The sequence below is a fragment of the Bradyrhizobium sp. B097 genome (assembly GCF_038957035.1).
Taxonomy (GTDB): Bacteria; Pseudomonadota; Alphaproteobacteria; order Rhizobiales; family Xanthobacteraceae; genus Bradyrhizobium.
The window spans coordinates 5663449-5683655 of sequence record NZ_CP152412.1 but is presented as its reverse complement, the minus strand read 5'-3'; the positions used below and the strand labels follow the sequence as shown (position 1 = coordinate 5683655).

12 protein-coding genes are annotated in these 20207 nt (G+C 66.0%); 8 read left to right on the top strand and 4 right to left on the bottom strand.

Annotation, left to right across the window (positions count from 1 at the left end; translation table 11 throughout):
- Together AAFG07_RS26670 and AAFG07_RS26665 are read right to left on the bottom strand one after the other, a co-directional pair.
- A complete protein-coding gene (locus AAFG07_RS26670; RefSeq protein ID WP_342722809.1) occupies positions 1 to 666 on the bottom strand; it encodes an HAD-IA family hydrolase in 666 nt (221 codons plus the stop codon).
- Positions 663 to 1925 (bottom strand): Tm-1-like ATP-binding domain-containing protein, encoded by a 1263-nt coding sequence (locus tag AAFG07_RS26665; RefSeq protein ID WP_342722808.1) that lies wholly within the window; start codon positions 1923 to 1925, stop codon positions 663 to 665. The genes AAFG07_RS26670 and AAFG07_RS26665 overlap by 4 nt, the downstream gene beginning before the upstream one ends.
- Positions 1926 to 2143: 218 nt before the next feature.
- Between AAFG07_RS26665 and AAFG07_RS26660 the strand changes: the two genes are divergently transcribed.
- The 5 genes from AAFG07_RS26660 (at position 2144) to AAFG07_RS26640 (ending at position 7006) form a co-directional block, all read left to right on the top strand.
- Positions 2144 to 3628, top strand: coding sequence for an aldehyde dehydrogenase (locus AAFG07_RS26660; RefSeq protein WP_342722807.1), 1485 nt, complete (start codon positions 2144 to 2146; stop codon positions 3626 to 3628).
- Complete coding sequence (locus AAFG07_RS26655) at positions 3625 to 5013, top strand: transaminase (RefSeq protein ID WP_342722806.1); 1389 nt, start codon at positions 3625 to 3627, stop codon at positions 5011 to 5013. The genes AAFG07_RS26660 and AAFG07_RS26655 overlap by 4 nt, the downstream gene beginning before the upstream one ends.
- Positions 5013 to 5813, top strand: a complete 801-nt coding sequence (locus AAFG07_RS26650; protein ID WP_342722805.1) for an SDR family oxidoreductase — start codon at positions 5013 to 5015, stop codon at positions 5811 to 5813. Before AAFG07_RS26655 ends, AAFG07_RS26650 begins: the two co-directional genes overlap by 1 nt.
- Before the next feature lie 49 nt (positions 5814 to 5862).
- On the top strand, positions 5863 to 6633 hold the full coding sequence (locus tag AAFG07_RS26645) for an SDR family oxidoreductase (protein WP_342722804.1): 771 nt from the start codon (positions 5863 to 5865) through the stop codon (positions 6631 to 6633).
- A 112-nt stretch (positions 6634 to 6745) separates the two neighbouring features.
- Positions 6746 to 7006: a hypothetical protein gene (locus AAFG07_RS26640; protein WP_342722803.1), complete on the top strand. Its 261-nt coding sequence runs from the start codon at positions 6746 to 6748 to the stop codon at positions 7004 to 7006.
- Positions 7007 to 7186: 180 nt separating this feature from the next.
- On the opposite strand, the gene AAFG07_RS26635 is transcribed toward AAFG07_RS26640, so the two are convergent.
- A complete protein-coding gene (locus tag AAFG07_RS26635) occupies positions 7187 to 7561 on the bottom strand; it encodes a hypothetical protein (protein ID WP_342722802.1) in 375 nt (124 codons plus the stop codon).
- 332 nt (positions 7562 to 7893) lie between these two features.
- Here AAFG07_RS26635 and AAFG07_RS26630 point away from each other — a divergent pair, with 332 nt between their 5' ends.
- Both AAFG07_RS26630 and AAFG07_RS26625 read left to right on the top strand, forming a co-directional pair.
- Positions 7894 to 8439: a hypothetical protein gene (locus tag AAFG07_RS26630; protein WP_342729249.1), complete on the top strand. Its 546-nt coding sequence runs from the start codon at positions 7894 to 7896 to the stop codon at positions 8437 to 8439.
- Positions 8440 to 8731: 292 nt separating this feature from the next.
- On the top strand, positions 8732 to 9289 hold the full coding sequence (locus AAFG07_RS26625) for a DUF3617 family protein (RefSeq protein WP_342722801.1): 558 nt from the start codon (positions 8732 to 8734) through the stop codon (positions 9287 to 9289).
- A 27-nt stretch (positions 9290 to 9316) separates the two neighbouring features.
- On the opposite strand, the gene AAFG07_RS26620 is transcribed toward AAFG07_RS26625, so the two are convergent.
- Positions 9317 to 9760 carry a hypothetical protein gene (locus AAFG07_RS26620; RefSeq protein ID WP_224924351.1) on the bottom strand — a complete coding sequence of 148 codons (444 nt, stop codon included), beginning with the start codon at positions 9758 to 9760 and terminating at the stop codon, positions 9317 to 9319.
- A gap of 235 nt (positions 9761 to 9995) precedes the next feature.
- On the opposite strand from AAFG07_RS26620, the gene AAFG07_RS26615 reads away from it, so the two are divergent.
- Positions 9996 to 20207 (top strand): DUF5801 repeats-in-toxin domain-containing protein, encoded by a 10212-nt coding sequence (locus AAFG07_RS26615; RefSeq protein ID WP_342722800.1) that lies wholly within the window; start codon positions 9996 to 9998, stop codon positions 20205 to 20207.

Sequence of the window (20207 nt, the reverse complement as noted above, 5' to 3'; positions counted from 1 at the left end):
TTAGTCGAATTGCAGCCCGAAATGCCGCAGCGCCTCGCTGTAGGACGCGGCTGGATTGCGCACGTCAAACAGCACCGTGCGCATGTTGCACGCGGCGGCGCCCGTGATGTTGCGACGCTGGTCGTCGACGAAGACGCAATCTTCTGCTTCCAGCGCCAGTTCGTCCAGCACGCTTTGATAGGCGCGCGGATCGGGTTTCAGGATCCTGGTATAGGTCGCGTCGACGATGGTGTCGAAGCGCTTCAGGATGCAGAGGCGGGTGCGGAACTCCGCACCATAGAACAGGTCGAGCTCGTTCGAGAGGATCGCAAGCCGGAACCCGGCGTCGGCGGCGAGGGTGATCGCGCGCACCGCCTCGGGCCGGATCACGGTGTCGGGATCGGCGCCGCGCGCGCGCTTCACGAAGGTTTCCATGTCGCGCCAATCCTCGCCGACCATGCGCCCGACCTCGCGGCTGCGGGTCAGCCAGTAGTCGCGTTCGGAAATCTCGCCGCGCTGCATCGCGGCCCAGAGCGGATCGCTGTCGGGGGCAAATGGTCCGAGCCATTTCAGCGTGCACGGTGCGAGCCCGAGCGCGCGCTCGGTCAGGTCATGGGTCTCGAACAGGGTCTTCGAGATGACACCGCCGAAGTCGAGCACCAGCGCCTGGGCGAGCGGTCGCGTCATGCGGCAACCGTTCCGCGGCCGGGGCGGACAATGCCGGCAGCGACCCACCGGTCGAAGATGCCGAGCACGGTTTCATTGAATGTCGCGCTGTTGATGTGGTCCTTGATTTCGTGCAGCTCGACCGGCGGCCGGACCGCCGACCGCATCGCGTCCACAAAGGCGGCGAGGGCGTCGGGATCGTGCAGGGCTTCGCCTTCGCGGTCCCATTGCTGGATGCCGCCGGCGGGGAGCACAAAGGCGACGGGTGCGCTGGCGCCGGCGAGCTTCTCCGCAATCGCGTGGGCGATCCGGCGGCGATCGGCGGCTCCCGATGTCGCCGATGCGAGCAGCCGGTTGTGCGCGTGGAACGGCCGATCCGACAGCTCGTTCGGAATCCCGAGCCATGCCGGGAAGTCGACCATGTCGACCGCCCCGGGGGCGACGATCTGCGGAATGCCGGCTCTGCCCGCATTCTCCAGCCGGTCGGCGCCTGAATTGACCACCGAGCCGGTGAGCTGATTGGCGACCTCCTGCAGGCTGAGGTCCAGCACCGCGGCAAAGCCGCCCTGGGCTGCGATCGACTCCATGGCACGGCCACCCATGCCTGTGGTGTGGAAGACAACCACTTCATAGCCGCGCTGCTCGAGTTGCGGCTTGAGCTCCACCATGTAGTGCAGGCAGCTCTTGCCGAGCGAGGTGATCGCAACGACCGGCCGGTCCCGGCTCGGCTTGATGGCGCTCTTTGCCGCGCCGACGATCGCGCCGCAGGCTTGCGACAGCACGGCGGTGCAAGTGCCGTTGAGGCCATAGAGGCCGCCGGCCCACAGGATCATCATCAGATCGGCGGCGACGCGCTCGGGCGGGATCAGATGCGAGAAGGCGACGGTCGAGACGATCAGCTTCGGCAGGCCGAGCGGCAGCGCCTGTGCGACGTCGAGCGCGAGGTCGGTACCCATCGTGCCGCCGATCGCAATCACGCCGTCGATGGCATCGCGCTCCGCGAGTTCGCGCGCCAGATTGGCAGCGCCAATCGCCATCAGCGACATCGCGGAGTTTTCATCGCCGCTGGACACAATTGCCGCGATCGTGGTCTGCGCAGCGGACGCCACCGCGTGCTTGTCATGAGCGGGCTGGTATGGCGGATCGCCGAGCACGCTGATGTCCATCATGATGGTTGTGCCGCCGGCGCGGGCGATGCACGCGCTCATGAACAGCAGTTCGTCGGCCTTGGTGTCTCCAGTGCCGATCAGAAGAATACGGGGCTGCGTGATCTCGGGCATGACCTTCGGCTCGCCGGTGGCGTGAGGAATGTGGACGAGTTGGTTTGCACCCAGCGGGCAGGGCGTTCGGCCATCGTGCGATCACGCTATGAGGGCGCCGGCCGCGGCGACATCCACCTATCGGTTGATTGCTGCCAAAGCCTTGATTTGGCGAGGATTGCGCCATGCCAGCGGTCTCCGGTGGGGAGCCGCTTTTGTCACCGTCATGATGATCCCGCATGCAGCAAGCCCAGATCGATCTGTTACGCTCGGCCGCAATTCCGGCCCAGCAGCTCTTCATCGGCGGACGGCCGGCGCAGGCGATCGGCGAGGTACGGCTCGACGTGGTGTCGCCGATCGACGGCCGGGTGCTGACGACCATTGCAGACGGCGATGCGGCCGATATCGACCTTGCGGTGAAGCGGGCGCGGCAGGCCTTCGAGCAGGGCAGCTGGTCGCGCGCGGCACCGGCGCAGCGCAAGAAGGTGCTGCTGCGGTTCGCCGATCTGATCGAGCAGCACGCACTCGAGATCGCGGTGCTCGGTGTGCGCGACAACGGCACCGAGATCGGCATGGCCTACAAGGCCGAACCGCTGTCGGCGGCCGGCACCGTCAGGTACTACGCCGAGGCGATCGACAAGGTGTATGGCGAGATCGCGCCGACCTCGGGTGACGTGCTCGGGCTCGTGCATCGCGAGCCGCTTGGCGTCGTCGGCGTCATCGTGCCGTGGAATTTCCCGCTGATGATCGGAGCGTGGAAGATCGGTCCCGCGCTCGCCGCTGGAAACTCGGTCGTGGTCAAGCCGCCGGAGCTGGCGTCGCTGACGCTGTTGCGGCTGGCCGAGCTTGCGAGCGAGGCAGGCCTGCCGGACGGCGTGCTCAACGTCGTCACCGGCCGCGGCGCATCGGCCGGCGAGGCGCTCGCGATGCATATGGATGTCGACGTGGTGGCCTTCACCGGCTCGGGCGCGGTCGGCCGGCGGCTCTTGGAATGCTCGGCGCGGTCGAACCTGAAGCGGGTTCATCTCGAGCTTGGCGGCAAGTCGCCCAACATCGTCTTCGCCGATGTGCCCGACATCAAGCATGCGGCCAAGGTCTCCGCGAACGGCATCTTCCGCAATTCGGGCCAGGTCTGCGTGGCCGGCTCACGGCTGCTGGTGCAGTCCGCAATCTATGACCGCTTCATGGATGCGCTGCTCGATGCCACTGCCAAGCTCCGTGTCGGCGATCCCCTCGATCTGACGTCGGATATCGGCGCCATCTCGAGCCAGGTGCAATTGCGCAAGAACCTGAATGCGGTTGCGCGCGCGGAAGCGCAGGGTGCGAAGCGGCTGATCGGCGGGGAGCAGATCCGCATCGAGAGCGGCGGCAACTTCATGGCGCCCGCGATCCTCGCCGAGGTGACGCCATCGATGGAGGTCTGGCGCGAGGAGGTGTTCGGCCCGGTGCTGGCGGTCACGCGGTTCGACGGCGAGCGGGACGCTACGACACTTGCCAATGCGACGCCCTATGGGCTTGCATCGGCGGTGTGGACCGGAAGTCTGTCAACGGCGCATCGCATGGTGCGCGCCATCAAGGCCGGCGTCGTGCACGTCAATGCCTATGGCGGCGCCGATATCACGGTGCCGCTCGGCGGCTTCAAGCAATCCGGCTTTGGACGCGACAAGTCGCTCCACGCCCTCGACGCCTATACCGACCTCAAGACCGCCTGGATCGCGCTATGACATCAGCAACTACTGAGCGCGCAGGCGTTCTGAACCGCTTGCTCGATGCCGAGCAGGAACGTTTTCGGGCGCTGCACCCGCGCTCGGCGGCGGCCTGGCAGGACGGCCGGCAGCACTACCTCTATGGCGGCCCGTCGCACTGGATGCGGCGCTGGGCCGGCGGTTTTCCGATCTATGCCGATGAGGCGCACGGCGCGCATATCAGGGACATCGACGGCCGCGACTATATCGATTTTTGCCTCGGCGACACCGGCGGCATGTGCGGGCACGCGCCCGAGGCAGTGACGGAAGCCGCGCTGGCCCAGCTCAAGCGTGGCGCGACCATGATGCTGCCGACGGAAGACAGTATCTGGGTCGGCGCCGAGCTGTCGCGTCGCTTCGGCCCGAAGTACTGGACCTTGACGACGTCGGCGACCGACGCCAACCGCGCCGCGATCCGCATCTCGCGCATGATCACCGGACGGCGCAAGGTGCTGGTGTTCTCCGGCTGCTATCATGGCGGCGTCGAGGAGGCGCATGTCGAGATCCGCGACGGCCGCGTCGGCTTGCGCAACATGATCCACCCCAACGGCATCGATCATGACGCCGTGAGCCGGGTGGTCGAGTTCAACGATGTCGCGGCGCTCGAAGCGGCGCTGGCGCAGGGCGATGTCGCCTGCGTGCTGACCGAGCCGCTGATGACGAATTTCGGCATGATTCCGGTCGATCCCGGTTTTCACCAGGCGTTGCGCGACCTGACCCGCCGCGCCGGTACCGTGCTCATCATCGACGAGACCCATACGCTGTCGTGCGGGCCGGGCGGCTACACGGAGAGCCACGGGCTTGAGCCCGACATCTTCGTCGCCGGCAAGGCGATCGCGGGCGGCATCCCCGCCGGCGTGTTCGGTCTGAGCGAGGAGATTGCCGAGCGGCTCTGGAAACTTGTTCCGCACGTCAATCCGCGCGAGCGGCAGTCCGCGCATCTTGGTTTCGGCGGCACGCTTGCCGGCAACGCGCTGACGGTCGCGACCATGCGCGCAGTGCTGGAGAAGGTCCTGACCTCAGCGAATTACGAACGGATGATCGGAACCGCGACCTGGCTCGCGCAGGAGGCGCGCCGGCTGATCGAGGCGGCGGGGCTGCCCTGGCATGTCACCCAGATCGGCGCGCGTGGCGAGATCATGTTCATGCCACGGCCGCCACGCAGCGGCGCCGACGTCATTGCCGGCCGGCAACCCGATCTCGAGACCTTGCTCCATGCGTTCTACATGAACGAGGGCATTCTGGTGACGCCGTTCCACACCATGCTGCTGATGTGTCCGGCGACGTCGGGGCGGGACGTCGACAAGCACACGGCGGTGTTCGCGCAGTTCATCGATCTGCTGCGCGGCGCGGGGGCCATCTGATGCAGGCGCTTCCGTTCAATCTCGACGGCCGGGTCGCCATCGTCACCGGCGGTGGCAGGGGGATCGGTGCGGCCATTGTCAGGCGCCTTGCGCAGGCGGGTGCGACCGTGGTGATCGCCAACCGGACGCTCGATGTGGCCGAGGCACTGGCGCGCGAACTCGCTGACGGCGGACGAACCGCGCGTTGCGTGCCGTTCGACCGGCTTGATCGCGGCAGCTTGCGTGCGATGATTGACGATGTCGCCGCCAAATTCGGCCGGCTCGATATCGTCGTGCACAATGCCGGCGGTTGTCCGTGGGCCTCGCTTGACGAGATCGATGAAGCGAAGCTCGACGAGACATTGGTGCTGAATCTGAACGCCAGTATCTGGCTCGCGCAGGCTGCGATTCCGCATATGCGTACCAACGGCTTTGGACGCGTTCTCGTGACATCGTCGGTCTCGGCGCGCGTTGCGATGGGCGGCGGCGCGCATTACTCGGCGGCGAAGGCCGGTGTCAACGCGTTCATCCGAGGCGCCGCCTTCGAGCTTGCGCGCGACGGCATCACGGTCAACGGCGTCGAAGCCGGCTTCATCGAGAAGCCCGGCCGCGGCACCATGAGCGCGCCGGAGAACAAGGCAAAGCTCGAGCGCTTCATCCCGATGGGGCACATGGGGAGCGCCGACGACATCGCCTGCGCGATGCTCTATCTCGCCTCCACCGAGGCCAAATATGTCACCGGGCAGACCATCGTCGTCGACGGCGGTTCGACGCTGCCGGAGACCGGGTTTGCCGTCGAACGGCAGTGGGGACTCCAATGAGCATGATCATTTCGGAAAACCGGTTTCCACTTTTCCGGATCATGCTCTGATGCCGCGGCTGGACGGAAAGACCGCGCTGGTGACCGGCGCAGCCACAGGGATCGGCCGGGCCACGGCTTCACTGCTGGCATTGAGCGGCGCGCGCGTCGTGCTGTTCGGGCTCGGCGATGCCGAACTGCAAGCAGCCGCGGCGGAGTGCGGAGGGCAGGCGGTCCACGGCGACGTCACGCGTCCGGACGACATTGCCAAAGCCGTCGCCGCCTGCGGCGCCTGGCTCGATATCGTCGTCAACGCCGCCGGCCTGATCGTGCCGGATCAGCCCGCCAGCGTCTCCGACGAGGTCTGGGCCAGGACGCTTGATGTCAACCTTACGGGAACCATGCGGGTCTGCCGGGCATCCCTGCCGCTGCTCCGGCAGCGCGGCGGCGCGATCGTCAACATCGCCTCGGTTGCGGCGTTCAATGCCAGCCCGGACAGCGCAAGCTACGCCGCCAGCAAGGCGGCCGTCGTCGCCTATACGCGTTCGCTGGCCTACGCCCACGGCGCCGACGGCATCCGCGCCAATGCCGTGGCGCCCGGCTGGGTGCGGACGCCGATGAGCGCCTATGAAATGCAGCTGCTCGCGGACCAGAATGGCACCACCGCCGAGACGGAGTTTCGCGGCGTCGAGCGGCGGATCGCCTTGGGACGGATGGCCGAGCCCGCCGAGATCGCGGCATGCTGCCTGTTCCTGGCTTCCGACGAGGCGTCCTTCGTGACCGGAGCGGTGCTGGTCGCCGATGGCGGCGGCCGCTCGCCGACGCAAAACCGCGCCGTGTAGACGGCCGGTTGGCGTCGCGGCGCGGGCGGCCGGCAGCGGGCGGCCGGCACCTTGATAAGGACCGGCGGATTTGGCACTCTCGCGTCGTCACGTCATTCGATCGAGGGGCGTTATGAACAAGTCATTTTCTGTGATCATTGCCGCGGCCGCTTCAATCGTCGTTCTGTCATCGACGGCGGCGCGATGCGGCGACTATCCGTTTGGGGATCCGCCGTACCGGCTGGACTACGTGCAGGAGCCTCAGATCCAATCGGGCTGCTGGAAATGGAATTGGCAGCAATATCAGTGGCAGGACCACTGCCCGGTCTACGTCTATCCGAAGGCGTATATGTTCTCGCGATCGTCGCGCGTCGTGCTCCGCACCAAGGGGTGAGGAGCGGCCGGCTTCATGACGTGCTTCGCGTCACCCCGGTCGGGGTGGCGCGGAGCGCGCAGTAGACCGGGCCGAATCGCTAACGCGCTTGACCGTCTTGTTTGGGCATGAGCTCCGCGCAAGCGCGGAGCGCTTGTCGCCAGGGACGGTCGCTTCGCGGCTTTCCGGATCAGGCTTTGATCAGTGCGCGATGGCGCAGGCCACCTGGTGGTGCTTGCCGAAGTTCAGCAGCGCATTTTCCCGGAAGCCGTCGAGCCAGATGCCGTGGCCGGCATAGCGATAACCGACGCCCATCGGCACCAGCCGCACATGCACCCCGCCGGAATGACCGGTCAGCAGCGAAGCCGTGACCACTTCGCCCTCGACCGACACGGCGCGCGGGCACAGCGGATACTGACGGCCATTCTCGCAGGTGAAGACGATCTCGGTGCAGGTGCCGACCGGTGCTTTCGTGACCAAGCCGAGGTCCGCGGCCGCCGCCGGCCGGGAAGCGCCTGATAGCGTTGCGCCCAAGGCCAACAGGCCCGCGACCATGTAGCAAATCCGAATACGCATCAGTGCCCCCTCGTCCGGCGATAGGCTAAGTAATTGAGCAAAAAATATCTCGCGCTAAATGAGCAAAAAAAACCTCCAAGGTCAAACCGCTCCACCCGGTGCAGCACGGCGGATCGGGTCAATCACCCTGGGGATTGGGCGTTAGGTGTTGCAAGTTTGCTGCAGTGGAACGGAATTAAGTCGAAGACTGTCCGGCTGCGACAACGTGCCTTTACTGGCCACAATTGGCCTGCAAGTGGTGAGGGGTAATTGAGTCGTTTCGCAGCGACTGCTTCAAGCGCCTGGCCGGATCGCATCGCGAACGGGTTTCGGGGCGAACATCGGGGGTGGGAATGAACTTCCGTGGTGCCATTGCAGGTTCGCTACTGACCTTGATGATCGTTCCTGCGGCTCACGCGCAGACGCCATCTCCTCAACCGAACGGCCGGGCAGCGGCGGCTCAGCCCGCTCAAGGCGATCAATCGTTCTCCGGCCCGAGCTTTCGCAAGGGCTTGTGGCGCTTTATCCGGACCCTCGACGTCGTCAAGAGCGCGAACAAGAATTTCAAGTACCGGGTGGTCAACGCGGAAACGACGCGCTGCGTCGACCCGACCTTCGCCATGAAGGCTACCTTCTCACCAGACCCGGTCGGAAGCTGCGTCTCGGACAAGCCTGAAAAGGTCGGCAATCAGTACACTTTCGGGCATCGGTGCGATTACATGGGCGCGGTCAGCACCGTGATCACGGTGCGCAGCGACGAAGCCTACACCGAGCTGAACGAGGTCAGCACCGGCGAGCATCCCAGGACCGACACGGTGGTCGCGACTCGGATCGGCGACTGCGACGATGGCGGCGTTGCCAACACCGCGAAATCCGCTGCGGCGCGTTTGCAGCAATAGCCCTTGATCAACCAAGGCAGCTTGCCAGCGTCAGGCTCCTCGGAGGCTGACGCATGGGCCCGCTTCGCGACGGGCTCCGGGGGGGGCGGACCGTATTTTTCCGGAGAGGGTTTTCCGCAGCCGGCCTTGATCGTGCTTCGCGCCGGGTCGAGTCTTGATTGCGGAGAACTCCAGCCAAAAGGGCGAGTATTTACTCGACCTTAACGTGAAGTGTTCTGGAATGAAGTGAGGTGGGGCGTGCTTCAAGTGAAGTCACGCGATGCGCATCGTGCAGCCGATAAGGATTCAACGAATGACTTCGCGTGAGGGCTTCGGGCAGTCGAAGGTCTTCGCATGCACGCTTGGCGTCGTGGCCGCCCTTGCGGTGTCCTTGCTCGCTTCCCACGGCGCGGCGGGCGAGGAGAGCTTCAGCGGGCCGACCTTCCGGAAAGGGATGTGGCGATTCACGCGGACGCTGGAATTGGTCTCGCCCTCGAACGTCCGGCAAAAGCTGCTCGAGCGCGAAATGACGCGCTGCGTCGACCCGACCCAGGCGATGAAGGCGACGTTTTCATCGCCGTCGATCGGAAATTGCCATTCCTCAAGGCCGGAGAAGATCAGCAACAGGTACGTCTTCTCCAACCGGTGCGACTACATGGGGCCGGTCAGCACCGTCATCACGGTACTGAGCGACGAGGCCTATACCGAGGTCAACGAAGTCCACGGCCAGGCGCCGCGGATGGACCGGGTGGTCGCCCGCCGGATCAGCGATTGTCACGAGGATAGGGTACAGCTTGGCCAGCCGGCCACTGGACCGAGCGAGGTCTCGCACGATGTCGAGCAGGAAACGGCCGACGGCGAGCCGCTCTAGGCCGCTGCTCGGGCCTGCAGCCGGCCGTCAGATCTTTTGTTGGTTACCCGGCCCGCTCACCTTGACGGTGATCTTCTGAATCTCGGTGCGGCCGCCCTGATACTTGACCTCGAGGGTCAAGGCGTCGTCGCCGAGGAATTCGGGCGGCGCCTTGTAGAAGGCGACATAGGCGGGCACCTCGAGTGCCAGGCAGGCCTTGTAATTGGTGGCCTTGGCCTTCGCTGACTTCACCACGACCTTCCCGGCGGTGGGTGGGCTGACCAGCCGGATGGTTGGCAGCGGTCCCGACGTGCAGTCAGGCAGCACGTTGAGGTAGAGGCCGATCTGGGTGTCCCGGTTGGCCAGGGCCTGAACCTGGCGCTCGACAGTGGTCTCGCGCGGGACGGGTGGTTGCGGGGCTTGCGCGGCCACTGCGCCGAAGGAGTCCCAAATCAAGACGGCGGCACAAGCCAGAAGAAGAATCACCCGCATCGAGCGCTCCAAATAGCCGGCGAGAACGAACCGGGCCGGGCAAATACTGCCTTTCGACCAAGTCAAACGGGCTAAGCCGTTGTTCTTTCAGCTTTGACCTGTTCGATCTTTACCACACTCGCAGGGAAAGCATTGATTAACCAAATACATTTCTTGACCGGAGGGAGGGTTAACAATAGCCTAAAGCTAAATTTTTCTACAACTTTTCCTCTAATCGCATTTTGCGGAGTTGATAATGCAGGGTTCGTTTCAGGTTGCTCAGGCTACCGGCACCGGCAATTCCACCAATTCGGCTCCCGTACGAATTTACAAGCTGACGAAGCCACTGACCGATCAGGCAGTGGTCGTCAATCTTGGATACGACCAGAAAGCGAAGGTCGACTTCTCGTCGATCGCGAATGAAAAGATCACGCTGGTTCATATCGGCGAAAAGCTGATCATCCTGTTCGACAACCAGTCGACCGTCACGGTTGAGCCGTTCTTCGACTCCCGCGCGGATGGGCAGAACAACGTCACCATCGAGATGGCGCCTGGCCGCGACGTCTCGGTGCAAGAGTTTGCAAGCCTGTTTCCGATCAGCACGGACTCCTCCGTGTTGCCGGCAGCCGACAATGGCGGCAACTCGAACGGCAACGCGCAGGCGAGCGGTGCGAACTTCAATCCGTTCGCGGTTGATCCGCTGGATCCGGTGCCCACCAACGTCTTGGCCCCGCCGGAAGAACTGCCGAATATCATCGACACGGGGCCGACTGGCACCGTTCTTCCGCAGGCAACGCCGCCCGCACCCACCATTTCCGGCGGTCTCGTACCGCAGCTGATCGTCGACGAGAGCTTCCTGACTGCTGCGACCAACCACGGCGTGGCCGGCTCGGGACAGGGTCCGGCAGGGGTAACGGTTGCGTCTGTGCAGGTGTCGTTTAACGTCATTGTGCCGGGCGGCGAGCAATCGCTGACCTATGCGCTGTCCATCAGTTCACCGCATGCCGATTCCGGTCTGATCGATTCCGGGACCGGGCAGCACGTGCTGCTGACGGTCAACGCGGCCGGCGTTGTCGAAGGACGCACGGCCGTCGGTGGCGATCTCGTCTTCACAGTCGCGGTTGATGCCACGGGTCACGTGACGCTGACGGATCTGCGCGCGGTTCATGAGGGAACACCCGGCGACTTCAATGAAGGCATTTCGCTGGCGTCCGGCCTGGTCACGCTGACCGCGACGGTGACAGACAATTTCGGCCAGTCCGCAACCGCGTCCACCGATGTCGGTTCGCATCTGACGATTCTTGATGATGGTCCGCTCGCGATCAATGCGAGTCTGGTCGGGACGGTCGACGAAGATTCCCTTCCCGGCGCGCTTGCGCCGGGTGAGGTCGCCGGTGCACCGGCGACGGCGAGCGGCAACGTGTCGGCGCTGTTCGTATCGGGTGCAGATGCGCCGCTGAGCTTCTCCTTCACCGCGAGCCTTGCCAGTCTCACGGCGGAGAATCTGTCGTCCGGCGGTGTTGCGCTGAGCTATGCGGTGAGCGGCGTCGGCAGTGGCACGGAGACGCTGACGGCGACGGCGGGCGCCACCACGGTGTTCACGCTGACGCTGAACGAGACCACCGGTGCCTACACCTTCACGCTCGATGTGCATCTCGACCATCCCGCCGCAAGTGGCGAGAACAATCTTCTGATCGGGCTTGGCTCGGTGATCAGGGCGACGGATGCCGATGGCGATAGCGTCGTGGCGACCGGATCGCTGGCGATCACGGTGATCGACGACATCCCGGTTGCGACGGCGACGGTGCTGAGCGGCACGGTCGACGAAGACTCGCTGCCTGGCGCGCTGGCGCCGGGTGAGGTTGCGGCCGCGCCGGCTTCGGCGATCGGCAACGTGTCGGCACTGTTCTTTGCCGGGGCGGACACCCCGCTGCACTACTCGTTTGCGACCAGCACGGCCAGCCTGACGGCCCAGGGCCTGAGCTCGGGCGGCGTTGCGCTGACCTATGCGGTGACGATCGCCGGTGGCGTCGAGACGCTGACGGCGACGGCGGGCGGCACCACGGTGTTCACGCTGACGCTGAACGAGACCACGGGTGCCTATACCTTCACGCTGGATGCCCACCTCGACCATGCGGCGCCGCCTGCCGGCACCGCGGTGGAGAACACGCTGGCGATCAACTTCGGCTCGATGATCCTGGCGACGGACTCCGACGGCGACACGGTTGCGGCCTCGGCGGCATCTTCGCTGGCGATCACTGTGATCGACGACATCCCGGTCGCGATAGGGAAGGCACTGAGCGGCACGGTGGACGAGGACTCGCTGCCTGGCGCACTGGCGCCGGGTGAGGTTGCTGCCGCGCCGGCTTCGGCGAACGGCAACGTGTCGGCGCTGTTCTTTGCCGGCGCGGACACCCCGCTGCACTACTCCTTCTCCTCGGATACTTCGAGCCTGACGGCGCAGGGCCTGAGCTCCGGCGGCGTGGCGCTGACCTATGCGGTGACCATTGTCGCCGGCGTCGAGACGCTGACGGCAACGGCGGGCGGCACCACGGTGTTCACGCTGACGCTGAACGAGACCACCGGCGCGTACACCTTCACGCTGGATGCCCACCTCGACCACGCGGCGCCGCCGGTCGGCACCGCGGTGGAGAACACGCTGGCGATCGACTTCGGTGCGGTGATCCAGGCGACGGACTCCGATGGCGACACGGTTGCTGCCTCGGCGGCATCTTCGCTGGCGATCACGGTCATCGACGACATCCCGGTTGCGACGGCGACGGTGCTGAGCGGCACGGTCGACGAAGACTCGTTGCCTGGCGCACTGGCGCCGGGTGAGGTTGCTGCCGCGCCGGCTTCGGCGAACGGCAACGTGTCGGCGCTGTTCTTTGCCGGCGCGGACACCCCGCTGCACTACTCCTTCTCCTCGGATACTTCGAGCCTGACGGCGCAGGGCCTGAGCTCCGGCGGCGTGGCGCTGACCTATGCGGTGACCATTGTCGCCGGCGTCGAGACGCTGACGGCGACGGCGGGCGGCACCACGGTGTTCACGCTGACGCTGAACGAGACCACCGGTGCCTATACGTTTACGCTGGATGCCCATCTTGACCATGCGGCGCCGCCGGCCGGCACGGCGGTGGAGAACACGCTGGCGATCGACTTCGGTTCGATGATCCTGGCGACCGACTCGGACGGCGACACGGTTGCGGCCTCGGCGGCGACGTCGCTGGCGATCACCGTGATCGACGACATCCCGGTTGCGACGGCGACGGTGCTGAGCGGCACGGTCGACGAAGACTCGTTGCCTGGCGCGCTTGCGCCGGGTGAGGTTGCGGCTGCGCCGGCTTCGGCGAACGGCAACGTGTCGGCACTGTTCTTCGCCGGCGCGGACACCCCGCTGCACTACTCCTTCTCCTCGGATACTTCGAGCCTGACGGCGCAGGGCCTGAGCTCCGGCGGCGTCGCGCTGACCTATGCGGTGACCATTGTCGCCGGCGTCGAGACGCTGACGGCAACGGCGGGCGGCACCACGGTGTTCACGCTGACGCTGAACGAGACCACCGGCGCGTACACCTTCACGCTGGATGCCCACCTCGACCATGCGGCGCCGCCGGCCGGCACCGCGGTGGAGAACACGCTGGCGATCGACTTCGGTGCGGTGATCCAGGCGACGGACTCCGATGGCGACACGGTTGCTGCCTCGGCGGCATCTTCGCTGGCGATCACGGTGATCGACGACATCCCGGTTGCGACGGCGACGGTGCTGAGCGGCACGGTCGACGAAGACTCGTTGCCTGGCGCGCTTGCGCCGGGTGAGGTTGCAGCCGCGCCGGCTGCGGCGAACGGCAACGTGTCGGCGCTGTTCTTCGCCGGTGCGGATACCCCGCTGCACTACTCGTTCTCCTCGGATACTTCGAGCTTGACGGCGCAGGGCCTGAGCTCGGGCGGCGTGGCGCTGACCTATGCGGTGACCATTGTCGCCGGCGTCGAGACGCTGACGGCAACGGCGGGCGGCACCACGGTGTTCACGCTGACGCTGAACGAGACCACCGGCGCCTATACCTTCACGCTCGATGCCCATCTCGACCACGCGGCGCCGCCGGCCGGCACCGCGGTGGAGAACACGCTGGCGATCGACTTCGGCGCAGTGATCCAGGCGACGGACTCCGACGGCGACACGGTGACCGCCTCGGCGGCGACGTCGCTGGCGATCACGGTGATCGACGACATCCCGGTTGCGACGGCGACGGTGCTGAGCGGCACGGTCGATGAAGACTCGCTGCCCGGCGCGCTGGCGCCGGGTGAAGTTGCTGCCGCGCCGGCTTCGGCGAACGGCAACGTGTCGGCGCTGTTCTTTGCCGGTGCGGACACCCCGCTGCACTACTCCTTCTCCTCGGATACTTCGAGCCTGACGGCGCAGGGCCTGACCTCGGGCGGCGTGGCGCTGACCTATGCGGTGACCATTGTCGCCGGCGTCGAGACGCTGACGGCAACGGCGGGCGGCACCACGGTGTTCACGCTGACGCTGAACGAGACCACCGGCGCGTACACCTTCACGCTGGATGCCCACCTCGACCACGCGGCGCCGCCGGTCGGCACCGCGGTGGAGAACACGCTGGCGATCGACTTCGGTGCGGTGATCCAGGCGACGGACTCCGATGGCGACACGGTTGCTGCCTCGGCGGCATCTTCGCTGGCGATCACGGTCATCGACGACATCCCGGTTGCGACGGCGACGGTGCTGAGCGGCACGGTCGATGAAGACTCGCTGCCCGGCGCGCTGGCGCCGGGTGAAGTTGCTGCCGCGCCGGCTTCGGCGAACGGCAACGTGTCGGCGCTGTTCTTTGCCGGTGCGGACACCCCGCTGCACTACTCCTTCTCCTCGGATACTTCGAGCCTGACGGCGCAGGGCCTGACCTCGGGCGGCGTGGCGCTGACCTATGCGGTGACCATTGTCGCCGGCGTCGAGACGCTGACGGCAACGGCGGGCGGCACCACGGTGTTCACGCTGACGCTGAACGAGACCACCGGCGCGTACACCTTCACGCTGGATGCCCACCTCGACCACGCGGCGCCGCCTGTCGGCACCGCGGTGGAGAACACGCTGGCGATCGACTTCGGCGCAGTGATCCAGGCGACGGACTCCGACGGCGACACCGTGACGGCATCGGCGGCGACATCGCTGGCGATCACGGTGATCGACGACATCCCGGTTGTGACGGCGACGGTGCTGAGCGGCACGGTCGATGAAGACTCGCTGCCCGGCGCGCTGGCGCCGGGTGAAGTTGCTGCCGCGCCGGCTGCGGCGAACGGCAACGTGTCCACGCTGTTCTTCGCCGGGGCGGATACCCCGCTGCACTACTCGTTCTCCTCGGATACTTCGAGCCTGACGGCGCAGGGCCTGAGCTCCGGCGGCGTGGCGCTGACCTATGCGGTAACCATTGCCGGCGGTGTCGAGACGCTGACCGCGACGGCGGGCGGCACCACGGTGTTCACGCTGACGCTGAACGAGACCACCGGCGCCTATACCTTCACGCTCGATGCTCATCTCGACCATGCTGCGCCGCCGGCCGGCACCGCGGTGGAGAACACGCTGGCGATCAACTTCGGTTCGATGATCCTGGCGACCGACTCCGACGGCGACACGGTTGCGGCCTCGGCGGCATCTTCGCTGGCGATCACTGTGATCGACGACATCCCGGTTGCGACGGCGACGGTGCTGAGCGGCACCGTGGACGAAGACTCGCTGCCTGGCGCGCTGGCGCCGGGTGAGGTGGCGGCTGCGCCGGCTGCGGCGAACGGCAATGTGTCCACGCTGTTCTTCGCCGGGGCGGATACCCCGCTGCACTACTCGTTTGCGACCAGCACGGCCAGCCTGACGGCGCAGGGCCTGACCTCGGGCGGCGTCGCGCTGACCTATGCGGTAACGATTGCCGGCGGTGTCGAGACGCTGACCGCGACGGCGGGCGGCACCACGGTGTTCACGCTGACGCTGAACGAGACCACCGGTGCCTATACGTTTACGCTCGATGCTCATCTCGACCACGCTGCGCCGCCGGCCGGCACCGCGGTGGAGAACACGCTGGCGATCAACTTCGGTTCGATGATCCTGGCGACCGACTCCGACGGCGACACGGTTGCGGCCTCGGCGGCATCTTCGCTGGCGATCACTGTGATCGACGACATCCCGGTTGCGACGGCGACGGTGCTGAGCGGCACCGTGGACGAAGACTCGCTGCCTGGCGCGCTGGCGCCGGGTGAGGTGGCGGCTGCGCCGGCTGCGGCGAACGGCAATGTGTCCACGCTGTTCTTCGCCGGGGCGGATACCCCGCTGCACTACTCGTTTGCGACCAGCACGGCCAGCCTGACGGCGCAGGGCCTGACCTCGGGCGGCGTCGCGCTGACCTATGCGGTAACGATTGCCGGCGGTGTCGAGACGCTGACGGCAACGGCGGGCGGCACCACGGTGTTCACGCTGACGCTGAACGAGACCACCGGCGCCTATACCTTCACGCTCGATGCCCATCTCGACCATGCTGCGCCGCCGGCCGGCACCGCGGTGGAGAACACGCTGGCGATCAACTTCGGTTCGATGATCCTGGCGACCGACTCCGACGGCGACACGGTTGCGGCCTCGGCGGCATCTTCGCTGGCGATCACTGTGATCGACGACATCCCGGTTGCGACGGCGACGGTGCTGAGCGGCACCGTGGACGAAGACTCGCTGCCTGGCGCGCTGGCGCCGGGTGAGGTGGCGGCTGCGCCGGCTGCGGCGAACGGCAATGTGTCCACGCTGTTCTTCGCCGGTGCGGATACCCCGCTGCACTACTCGTTTGCGACCAGCACGGCCAGCCTGACGGCGCAGGGCCTGACCTCGGGCGGCGTCGCGCTGACCTATGCGGTAACGATTGTCGCCGGTGTCGAGACGCTGACCGCGACGGCGGGCGGCACCACGGTGTTCACGCTGACGCTGAACGAGACCACCGGTGCCTATACGTTTACGCTCGATGCTCATCTCGACCACGCTGCGCCGCCGGCCGGCACCGCGGTGGAGAACACGCTGGCGATCAACTTCGGTTCGATGATCCAGGCGACCGACTCGGACGGCGACACGGTTGCGGCCTCGGCGGCATCGTCGCTGGCGATCACCGTGATCGACGACATCCCGGTTGCGACGGCGACGGTGCTGACCGGCACGGTGGACGAGGACTCGCTGCCTGGCGCGCTGGCGCCGGGTGAGGTGGCGGCTGCGCCGGCTGCGGCGAGCGGCAGCGTGTCGACGCTGTTCTTTGCCGGGGCCGATACCCCGCTGCACTACTCGTTTGCGACCAGCACGGCCAGCCTGACGGCGCAGGGCCTGACGTCCGGCGGCGTGGCGCTGACCTATGCGGTGACGATTGCCGGCGGCGTCGAGACGCTGACCGCGACGGCAGGCGGCACCACGGTGTTCACGCTGACGCTGAACGAGACCACCGGTGCCTATACCTTCACGCTGGATGCCCATCTCGACCATGCGGCGCCGCCGGTCGGCACCGCGGTTGAGAACACGCTGGCGATCGACTTCGGTTCGATGATCCAGGCGACCGACTCGGACGGCGATACGGTTGCGGCCTCGGCGGCATCGTCGCTGGCGATCACCGTGATCGACGACATCCCGGTTGCGACGGCGACGGTGCTGACCGGCACGGTGGATGAAGACTCGCTGCCTGGCGCGCTGGCGCCGGGTGAGGTTGCGGCCGCGCCGGCTGCGGCGAGCGGCAGCGTGTCGACGCTGTTCTTTGCCGGGGCCGATACCCCGCTGCACTACTCGTTTGCGACCAGCACGGCCAGCCTGACGGCGCAGGGCCTGACTTCGGGCGGCGTGGCGCTGACCTATGCGGTGACCATCGCGGGTGGCGTCGAGACGCTGACGGCGACGGCGGGCGGCACCACGGTGTTCACGCTGACGCTGAACGAGACCACGGGTGCCTATACGTTCACGCTGGACGCCCATCTCGACCATGCGGCGCCGCCTGCCGGCACCGCGGTTGAGAACATGCTGGCGATCAACTTCGGTTCGATGATCCGGGCGACCGATTCCGACGGCGACACGGTTGCGGCCTCGGCGGCGACGTCGCTGGCGATCACTGTGATCGACGACATCCCGGTTGCGACGGCGACGGTGCTGAGCGGCACGGTCGACGAGGACTCGCTGCCTGGCGCGCTGGCGCCGGGTGAGGTTGCTGCCGCGCCGGCTGCGGCGAGCGGCAGCGTGTCGGCGCTGTTCTTCGCCGGTGCGGACGCGCCGGTGCACTACTCGTTTGCGGCCAGCACGGCCAGCCTGACGGCGCAGGGCCTGACCTCGGGCGGCGTGGCGCTGACCTATGCGGTGACGATTGTGGCCGGCGTCGAGACGCTGACCGCGACGGCGGGCGGCACCACGGTGTTCACGCTGACGCTGAACGAGACCACCGGTGCCTACACGTTTACGCTCGACGCGCATCTCGACCACGCCGCGCCGCCGGTGGGTACGGCGGTGGAGAACACGCTGGCGATTAACTTCGGTTCGATGATCCAGGCAACCGACACCGACGGCGACACGGTGACCGCGTCGGCGGCGACGTCGCTGGCGATCACGGTGATCGACGATGTGCCGTTAATCAACGGCATCCAAAACGCCATCATGCCGAGCGTGAACAACACAGACGCCCATGGCACTTGGCAGCCTTGGTTTGGTGCAGACGGACTCAATGCGACCACGGCGATCGGGATTACGATGGGGACCGCGCCCGCCGGCGAGACCTACACCGTGACGGACACGGGCACCCACAACGCGGCGGGCGACGAGGTTTTCGCAGTCAAAGTCACGAGTGCGACTACCAGCTACACGTTCTACGAGTACGTCCATTACGACTCATCCAGTCATACGTCGGAAATGTTCGCCTATTCGAACCAGGCGGATGCGCAGGCCGCGCTCGGCAATAATGAGTTCTTCACGCTCTCGATGGCGGCGAATGGCACGTATGATTTCCACCTCGTATCGAACGCTCTGCAGACGTTCGCGCCGTTCAATTTCACGACGCTTCCGCCTGGCAATAGCGACTATGCGACCATTACCAATGGCGTGTTCACGCCTCACGGCGGCAATGACAGCCTTGCTGGCAACAGTATCCTGATCGACGGATACACCAGCGCGATCGGTGGCGGAAATCCGGACGTCGGCAACAAGGTCTATATCAATAACGGCGGAGGTGGCGGCCTCGGTGTGAACAACGGCAACCTCGACACGGGCGAGACGGTCTTCTTCCAGTTCAACAACATCGCTGGAGATTCGGCGCGGGTCGGCGACCAGAGCTCGGTTACGATCGGTATCGGCAAAAGCAACGGATCGCTCGAGGCGTTCCTAATCACCATCAGGGACGATTCCGGCGCCGTTATCGCTTCGGAACTTGTCCAGCAGACCGACGGTACGTCCATTGTCGTGGATGCAGCGCATTGGGGGACCGCCAATGGCGCCGTCGACAGCATCGGCAATTTTGCCGCATTCGGACGGATCGACGTCGAAAACGTCGGCGGCTCGATCCAGTTCTACAATGGTAGCTTCCACGACTTCACGAGCGCCGACAATAAACTGCTCGTCACCAGCATCAGCGGAGCTGAGCAGATCGGCAGCACGACCCTGACATTTGCCCCGACCATCACTGACGGCGATGGCGACACGGCCCACAGCGCCACCGATCTCTCGGTCTCGCTGGTAGGCACGGCCAACGGCGCGGGCGGGTACAATCTGACCGGCACGGCTGCCGCAGAGGTCCTGGTCGCGAGCTCGCACGCCGACGTACTTGTCGGGGGAGCTGGCGGTGGCGACACGGTCGACTACAGCAATTCGACTGCGGGTGTGACTGTCAACCTGACGACTTCAACGGCAAGTGGAGGATACGCCGCCGGTGACAGCATCAGTGGATTTGAAAATGTCTTCGGTTCGTCGTTCGCCGATACACTCACTGCGGCGAGCACCGGAAGTATCCTCGACGGCGGCGCGAATAGCACCGGTGGCACGGATGTGCTGAATGGAGGCGCAGGCAACGACATCCTGATTGCCAGCCGCGCCGGCGTCGATATCCTGAACGGCAATGGCGGCGACGACACCTATGTCCTGCAAGGCAAGGTCGGCGCAGCTGCGGTCACGATGGACTTCGGCGTGGCGGGCACCGACTCAATTGTGGTCGACGTGGCCAGCCAGAATCTCACGATCAGCAACGCGGCGCTCATCAATGCTGCGACCCAGTTCAATTCCGGAGCTGGAGCACCCACGAATGGGGGCGTGGCCTGGCAGGAAAGCAGCAGCGGAGACAAGTTCTACTACGACACCACCAATCATAATCTGTGGTACTCAGCGGCCGGAAACGGGGCGGATCAGGTCCAACTCGCGCACATGTCGACTGGTATTCCCGCCGCAACAGTCGCTGGCGCCATCCACGTCGCCTAG

Bases quoted from the DNA above. Each gene is read 5' to 3' on its own strand.
- AAFG07_RS26655 (WP_342722806.1), top strand. From the start codon at position 3,625: ATGACATCAGCAACTACTGAGCGCGCAGGCGTTCTGAACCGCTTGCTC.
- AAFG07_RS26625 (WP_342722801.1), top strand. From the start codon at position 8,732: ATGACTTCGCGTGAGGGCTTCGGGCAGTCGAAGGTCTTCGCATGCACG.
- AAFG07_RS26670 (WP_342722809.1), bottom strand. From the start codon at position 666: ATGACGCGACCGCTCGCCCAGGCGCTGGTGCTCGACTTCGGCGGTGTC.
- AAFG07_RS26630 (WP_342729249.1), top strand. From the start codon at position 7,894: ATGAACTTCCGTGGTGCCATTGCAGGTTCGCTACTGACCTTGATGATC.
- AAFG07_RS26615 (WP_342722800.1), top strand. From the start codon at position 9,996: ATGCAGGGTTCGTTTCAGGTTGCTCAGGCTACCGGCACCGGCAATTCC.
- AAFG07_RS26645 (WP_342722804.1), top strand. From the start codon at position 5,863: ATGCCGCGGCTGGACGGAAAGACCGCGCTGGTGACCGGCGCAGCCACA.
- AAFG07_RS26660 (WP_342722807.1), top strand. From the start codon at position 2,144: ATGCAGCAAGCCCAGATCGATCTGTTACGCTCGGCCGCAATTCCGGCC.
- AAFG07_RS26620 (WP_224924351.1), bottom strand. From the start codon at position 9,760: ATGCGGGTGATTCTTCTTCTGGCTTGTGCCGCCGTCTTGATTTGGGAC.
- AAFG07_RS26635 (WP_342722802.1), bottom strand. From the start codon at position 7,561: ATGCGTATTCGGATTTGCTACATGGTCGCGGGCCTGTTGGCCTTGGGC.
- AAFG07_RS26640 (WP_342722803.1), top strand. From the start codon at position 6,746: ATGAACAAGTCATTTTCTGTGATCATTGCCGCGGCCGCTTCAATCGTC.
- AAFG07_RS26665 (WP_342722808.1), bottom strand. From the start codon at position 1,925: ATGCCCGAGATCACGCAGCCCCGTATTCTTCTGATCGGCACTGGAGAC.
- AAFG07_RS26650 (WP_342722805.1), top strand. From the start codon at position 5,013: ATGCAGGCGCTTCCGTTCAATCTCGACGGCCGGGTCGCCATCGTCACC.